The 6,401-nt window shown below is 64.9% G+C and carries 7 protein-coding genes; 6 read left to right on the forward strand and 1 reads right to left on the reverse strand.

What is annotated here, in order from left to right:
- Positions 1–46: 46 nt before the first annotated feature.
- Together CQY20_RS26395 and CQY20_RS26400 are read left to right on the forward strand one after the other, a co-directional pair.
- On the forward strand, positions 47–964 hold the full coding sequence (locus tag CQY20_RS26395; protein ID WP_097943117.1) for a helix-turn-helix domain-containing protein: 918 nt from the start codon (positions 47–49) through the stop codon (positions 962–964).
- Position 965: 1 nt separating this feature from the next.
- Positions 966–1,487, forward strand: a complete 522-nt coding sequence (locus CQY20_RS26400; protein WP_097943103.1) for a dihydrofolate reductase family protein — start codon at positions 966–968, stop codon at positions 1,485–1,487.
- Here the strand turns inward: CQY20_RS26400 and CQY20_RS26405 are convergent.
- The gene (locus CQY20_RS26405; RefSeq protein ID WP_097943119.1) at positions 1,484–2,059 is read right to left on the reverse strand and encodes a TetR/AcrR family transcriptional regulator; all 576 of its coding nucleotides are present in this window, start codon (positions 2,057–2,059) and stop codon (positions 1,484–1,486) included. The two genes, CQY20_RS26400 and CQY20_RS26405, sit on opposite strands and share 4 nt — an antisense overlap.
- 404 nt (positions 2,060–2,463) lie before the next feature.
- On the opposite strand from CQY20_RS26405, the gene CQY20_RS26410 reads away from it, so the two are divergent.
- From CQY20_RS26410 to CQY20_RS35235, 4 genes are all read left to right on the forward strand, one after another.
- Positions 2,464–3,264 (forward strand): crotonase/enoyl-CoA hydratase family protein, encoded by an 801-nt coding sequence (locus CQY20_RS26410; protein WP_097943105.1) that lies wholly within the window; start codon positions 2,464–2,466, stop codon positions 3,262–3,264.
- A gap of 39 nt (positions 3,265–3,303) precedes the next feature.
- On the forward strand, positions 3,304–5,139 hold the full coding sequence (locus CQY20_RS26415; protein WP_097943107.1) for an acyl-CoA dehydrogenase: 1,836 nt from the start codon (positions 3,304–3,306) through the stop codon (positions 5,137–5,139).
- Positions 5,139–5,597, forward strand: coding sequence for a MaoC family dehydratase (locus CQY20_RS26420; RefSeq protein WP_097943109.1), 459 nt, complete (start codon positions 5,139–5,141; stop codon positions 5,595–5,597). The genes CQY20_RS26415 and CQY20_RS26420 overlap by 1 nt, the downstream gene beginning before the upstream one ends.
- A gap of 248 nt (positions 5,598–5,845) precedes the next feature.
- Positions 5,846–6,401: hypothetical protein (locus tag CQY20_RS35235; RefSeq protein WP_207767325.1), on the forward strand; the 556-nt coding region annotated here is incomplete at its 3' end.

The raw sequence follows: 6,401 nt of genomic DNA on the forward strand, positions 1-6,401 counted from the left end.
GAATTGTCATGTCCAATTGCGCGGCCGCCGACCATACTCGGTGAACGTGACCGATCCGTCCCGCCGTGACCGCCTGCGCGAACTGCTCGACGCCGTCGTCGACTCCGACAACACCGACGTCGGCGACATGGCGCGCAGCAGCTTCGCGTCGGAATTCCACTTCTCCCGTGAGGTGCGCAGGCTCACGGGTGAGTCGCCGGCGGCGCTGCGGCGCCGGATCATGCTCGAGCGCGCGGCGTGGCGGTTGCGCGGCGGAGAGCAGGTGTCGACGGTGGCCGCCGAGGAGGGCTGGTCGTCGCCGGAGGTGTTCTCGCGCGCGTTTCGCCGCACGTTCGGGGTGCCGCCGTCGCGGGCCGCAGATGTCGCGTTCCGCGTGCCCGCGCCCAACGGTCTGCACTTCCACCCGCCGCAGTCGCTGTGGTTGGACAGCGACGGTGACACGAAGGAGCCCGACATTTCGCAATTGATGGTGGCGCATGACATCGCCGACACCGCAAACCTGATCGGCAAGGCGTCGCAGCTGTCGAAAGATCAATGGCTGGAGGAGGTTTCGCCGGGCCAAGTGATTCTGGATTGGGACGGACCGGAACCCAGCGTCGGTGCGGTGCTCGGGGCGATCGTGTGGACGAAGGAGGTCTGGTTGGCCACCATCGAAGGCCGCGACTTCCCGTCGAGGGCAGCCACTTCGCCGGAGACGACGACGGCGCTGCAGCTGGCTGAGTACCACGAGGAACTCGGAAGACGTTGGAGCGCAATAGTATCCGAGTACACCGCCGATGGCCGGCTCGGTGACACCATCATCGACGCGTTGTGCGATCCGCCGGAATCATTCCAGCTGTACGGGATCGTCGCGCATGTGTTGAACTACTCGGCTCACCGGAGGGGGCTGGCTCGCATGATGCTGGCGCGCCACGGTGTCCGCACCGACAACGGCGACCCGCTCGCGTGGATGAGGAGCAACTGACATGGCTACGATCTACTACACCGCATCCAGCATCGACGGCTACATCGTCGACGACCGAAACAGCCTGGACTGGTTGATATCCCGCGACATCGATGCCGACGGCCCGTTCGGATACGACGCCTTCAACGAGTCGGTGGGCGCGCTGGTGATGGGCGCGACGACCTACGAGTGGATCCTGGCCAACGAGTCTGGCGAGTGGCCGTACAAGCAGCCGACGTGGGTGTTGACGCATCGGCCGGGCATCGTGCGCGCCGGCCATCCGGTGCACGTCTATCACGGGGACGTGGCCGATTTGCACCCCAAACTGGTAGAGGCGGCGGGTGACCAGGATGTCTGGGTGGTCGGCGGCGGCGACGTGGCCGCGCAGTTCGCTCGTGCCGGATTGATCGACGAGATGATTGTCAGCTACGCGCCGTGCACGCTGGGGACGGGCGGGCGGCTGATGCCGGAGCGCACGGAGTGGAAGCTGGTGGAGTCGGGCGTCAACGGCGAATTCCTCTGCGCCCGTTGGCAAAAGGCCTAGTGGTCGACGGTCGGCACGCCGTATCGGCGGATGAACTCCCGTGACTTGATGAGGAATTCCATCTGCGTCACGACTTGCCGCAACGGTTCGGCGTTGCGAAGCAAACGGCACAGCACTACCGCCCCTTCCAGGGACGCGATGCAGGTGACGGCCAGCGACTGTGCCTCGGCGGCATCGAATCCGTCGGAGACAAAGGCCCGCGCCAGAGCGTCACGCCAGCGCTCGAAGATCTCGGTGGCGATGGCGGCCAGTTGTGTCTCGTCGGCGTCGCTCCCGATTGCGGCGGCGACCACCGGGCAGCCCGCGCCGTAGTCGCTCTCTTGCAGTGCTCGCTCCCAGAATCTGGTGAAGCCGCGCACCAGCGCGAGCGCGCCGCGATCGACCGCCGAGTCGATGCTTTCGGTGATCGCGTCACCGGCCCAGCGCAGCGCCTCGGCCAGGATCTGGTTTCTTCCTCCGGGGAAGTGGTAGTAGACCGAACCGCGGGGGGCGCCGCTGCGGGCGAGGACTTCGTCGATGGTCACGCCTGCCGCGCCGCGCTCGCGCATCACCTGGGCGGCACTCATCAGCATGTCGGTGCGCGTCGACCCGCGCTTCGACCGCGCCTTGGTTGCCTTCGTCTGGGGCGCGTCCTGACGGGTGCTCACGCCGCGGGGAGATTGCGCAGCACAGCTGGACGCCAACCGATTGCGCGGGCGGGGAATCGAAATAGCGGTCGACGACGTTCCGGCACACGGTGCGTGAACTGATGGCCGGCGACGTTGATCTCTATGACCCACATCGGGCGCCTCCTTGCGATTATGACAAAAAGCATAGAACGCGGTCCTGGTTCGCGCAACATGCCTGTCACGGTTTCTGCTGTTGACAGGGACTAACCCCGGGTAGAGCGCGTCTATTCCCGGCCCTTCCGGTCTGTGTTCAGCTGGCTAAATTATGGGGTATTGCATAATTCCTGCGATCGCGGTTCACTCAGGTCATGACAGCATCCGAGGTGACTTTGGAAACGGTGACGTTGGAGCGCGATGGCCATGTCCTGGTCATCGGGCTGAACCGGCCCTCTAAGCGCAACGCGTTCAACCTGGCGATGCTCGCCGACCTGTCTCGCGCCTATGGGCTGCTGGAGTCCGACGAATCGCTTCGCGCGGGCGTGCTTCTCGCGCATGGGGACCATTTCACGGCCGGGCTCGACCTGGTCGACGTCGGACCCCACATCGCCAGCGGTGGGCTCGAGTTTCCCGCCGGCGGGCGTGATCCGTGGCGGCTCGACGGGCCGTGGACCAAACCGGTTGTCGCAGCGGTGCACGGCTGGTGCATGACGCTGGGCATCGAATTGCTGCTGGCCGCCGACATCCGCGTGGCGGCCACCGGAACACGTTTCTCGCAGCTCGAGGTGCGCAGGGGGATCTACCCCTTCGGCGGCGCCACCATCCGGCTGCCGCAACAGGCCGGCTGGGGCAACGCGATGCGCTGGCTGCTGACCGGCGACGAGTTCGACGCTGAGGAGGCCAGGCGCATCGGCCTGGTGCAGGAGATCGTTCCCGACGCCGCAGAGGCGCAGGCGACGGCCCGCCGCATCGCGCACACCATCGCCGATCGGGCCGCGCCGCTCGGGGTCCAGGCGGTGCTGGCGTCGGCGCAGCTGGCCGGCCGGGAGGGCGAGGCCGCGGCGATCGAGCGGCTGCGTCCGGAGGTGAAAAAGCTGTTCGGCACCGCCGACGCCGCCGAGGGTGTGCAGTCGTTCGTCGAGCGGCGCGAAGCCCGATTCCGCGGCGCGTAGGACGCGTTACGCTCTGCGCAGTCGCGGAAGGGGCTGACGATGGGCCACTACAAGAGCAACGTGCGCGATCTCGAGTTCAACCTGTTCGAGGTGCTGGAGCTCGAGAAGGCGTTGGCAACGGGTGAGTTCGGCGATTTGGACGGCGAGTCGGTACGCCAGATGCTCGAAGAGGCGGTGCGGCTGGCCGAGGGACCGGTCGCCGAGTCGTTCGCGGTCGCCGACAGGAATCCGCCGACGTTCGACCCGCAGACCCACACGGTGTCGATACCGGAGCCGTTCAAGGAGTCATTGAAGGCATGGCGGCAGGGGGAGTGGTTCCGCATCGGCCTGGACGAGGCGCTCGGCGGGGTGCCCGCACCCGTGATGGTGGCGTGGGCGATCAACGAGTTGCCGCTGGGCGCCAATCCGCCTGTGTTTCTTTACATGGCGGGTCCGATCATGGCCGACATCCTCTACCACATCGGCAACGAGCAGCAGCGGCACTGGGCGCAGTTGGCCATCGAACGGAACTGGGCAGCGACGATGGTGCTCACCGAACCCGATGCCGGCTCCGACGTCGGCGCGGGCCGCACCAAGGCGGTTCAGCAGCCCGACGGCACGTGGCACATCGACGGGGTGAAGCGGTTCATCACCAACGGCGACACCGATGACATGTTCGAGAACATCATGCATCTGGTGCTCGCACGGCCCGAGGGTGCCGGTCCGGGGACGAAGGGGCTGAGCCTGTTCTTCGTACCGAAGTTCCTGTTCGACCCGGAGACGGGCGAGACCGTCGACCGCAATGGTGTGTTCGTCACCGGACTCGAACACAAGATGGGCCTGAAAGCCTCGGCCACTTGCGAACTCACGTTCGGCCAGCACGGAAAGCCCGCGGTGGGCTGGCTCGTCGGGGACGCTCACCAGGGCATCGTGCAGATGTTCAAGGTGATCGAGTACGCGCGAATGATGGTGGGTACGAAGGCGATTGCAACGCTGTCGACGGGCTACCTGAACGCACTGGAGTATGCGAAGACGCGGATTCAGGGCGCCGACATGACGCAGATGACGGACAAGACGGCGCCGCGCGTGACGATCATTCACCACCCGGATGTGCGGCGGGCATTGATGACGCAGCAGGCCTACGCCGAGGGGTTGCGGGCGCTGTACCTGTTCACCGCCGCGCATCAGGATCCGTCGGTGGCCGCGATCGTGACCGGCGCCGACGCCGAGTTGGCGGACCGGGTCAACGATCTGTTGCTGCCGATCGTCAAGGGCGTCGGCTCGGAACGGGCGTATCAATGCCTGACCGAGTCGCTGCAGACGTTCGGCGGATCCGGCTTTCTGCAGGACTATCCGATCGAGCAGTACATCCGCGATGCCAAGATCGACAGCCTCTACGAGGGCACGACGGCGATTCAGGCGCAGGACTTCTTCTTCCGCAAGATCGCTCGCGACAAGGGTGTTGCGCTGCAGCACGTCGTCGCGCAGATCCAGAAGTTCCTCGGAAGCGATACTGCGCGGCCCGAGTTGGCCGATGCCCGCGCGCTTTTGGCCACGGCGCTATCGGATGCGCAGGCGATGACGGCGGCGTTGACAGGGTATCTGCTGAGTGCCCAGGAGAATGCGCGCGAGCTCTATCGGCTCGGTCTGGAGGCGGTGCCGTTCCTGCTGGCGGTTGGTGATCTGCTGATCGGGTGGCTGTTGCTGGTGCATGCGGAGATCGCGCTGAACGCCATGGATGGTGATGTGTCCGAGAGTGAGCGATATTTCTACGCTGGAAAGGTCGCGGCCGCACGGTTTTTCGCGAAGAACGTGCTGCCGCGGTTGACGTCCGAAAGGAAGATCGTCGAAAGTGTGGATCTGACGATCATGGAACTACGAGAGGATGCATTCTGATGAAGGTGATCAAGTCGATCGACGATGCCGTTGCCGCGGTCGGAGAGGAACTCGGTGTCAGCGAATGGCAGGAGATCGACCAGGATCGCATCAACGCGTTCGCCGATGCGACAGGCGATCACCAGTGGATCCACATCGATGTCCAGCGCGCCAAGAAGGAGAGCCCCTACGGCACAACCATTGCGCACGGCTTCCTGACGCTGTCCATGATCCCGGCGCTGACGAAGGACAATTACCGCGTCGAGAACGCGAAGATGGCAATCAACTACGGGCTGAACAAGGTCCGGTTCATCGCTGCCGTGCCTGCGGGCGGGCGGATCCGGGCGCGCTCCGAACTGCTGGACGCGTCGAAGGTCGACGACACCACGGTCAACATGACGGTGAAGAACACCATCGAGTTGGAGGGGTCGAACAAGCCGGCCGCGGTGGCCGAAACCATTGTGCGGGTGCTGTTCTAGAGCGTGCGTCGACCGCCCGCGCGTGGAAGGTGGACGCGGTCGGTACGAATCGCGTTGCTAGCCAACGCATGTCACTGGGTCTTTGTCCGGCGCTGCGGGTACTGCAGACCGCCCTTTATCGCATCCAGGCGTCAACGGCTTGATTGCTAGGCCCGGAGTAACGTTGCCCCCATTCGTCCGGATCGCTTGGAATGACGGTTCCATCCGCGAGCGTGTACGTGGACCAGATCTGAGATTCCAACTGTCCCATGGCGTCCGGCGTGTTTGCCCCGGGCGCTTTGGCCGCCTCGCTGATGAAGACCTTGCCAGGGGGCGTGGGGGCGCCGCTGGGGTTCAAGGTCGGTGTGTCTGGCGGTAACTCCGGCTTCGGCTTGATGCCCGAGCCGGCGAAGGTGCCGAGTTTCGTCGGGACGCCGACTTGTCCTATCCCGTCACTGGCCTCGCTCGAGTCTGAACCCGGTGCGGCCCAGGCTATTCCAGCGAGTGGTACTGACAGGGTTCCCGCCGCGATCATGGCTACGATAGCCGTTTTGATCATGTTTGGTCCTCCATCTCGTGGTGGCGTAACGATGGCGATGCCCTTGTCGCGTTCCGCATGGGAATCGTCACTCTCTGATTGCGTGACGACGGCGGTAGCGCGCTACTGCAATGTCATCCGGATCGCCGCGGTGCTAGTGAGTGACTGCGATGAGCAAAACGGCCATCCAGCCTGCCATCTGGGTCGGACAAACTCGGCTGCGGCCCGGGTGGTTATCCACAGTCGTGATTTCATCCACAGGTGTGGGTTGTGGTGGGGTTTTGGGG

The sequence above is a fragment of the Mycolicibacterium agri genome (genome assembly GCF_002553505.1).
In the GTDB taxonomy this organism is placed as follows: Bacteria; Actinomycetota; Actinomycetes; order Mycobacteriales; family Mycobacteriaceae; genus Mycobacterium; species Mycobacterium agri.

Coding starts and splice junctions, on each gene's coding strand:
- CQY20_RS26400 (WP_097943103.1), top strand. CDS start 966: ATGGCTACGATCTACTACACCGCATCCAGCATCGACGGCTACATCGTC.
- CQY20_RS26405 (WP_097943119.1), bottom strand. CDS start 2,059: ATGCTGATGAGTGCCGCCCAGGTGATGCGCGAGCGCGGCGCGGCAGGC.
- CQY20_RS26410 (WP_097943105.1), top strand. CDS start 2,464: ATGACAGCATCCGAGGTGACTTTGGAAACGGTGACGTTGGAGCGCGAT.
- CQY20_RS26415 (WP_097943107.1), top strand. CDS start 3,304: ATGGGCCACTACAAGAGCAACGTGCGCGATCTCGAGTTCAACCTGTTC.
- CQY20_RS26420 (WP_097943109.1), top strand. CDS start 5,139: ATGAAGGTGATCAAGTCGATCGACGATGCCGTTGCCGCGGTCGGAGAG.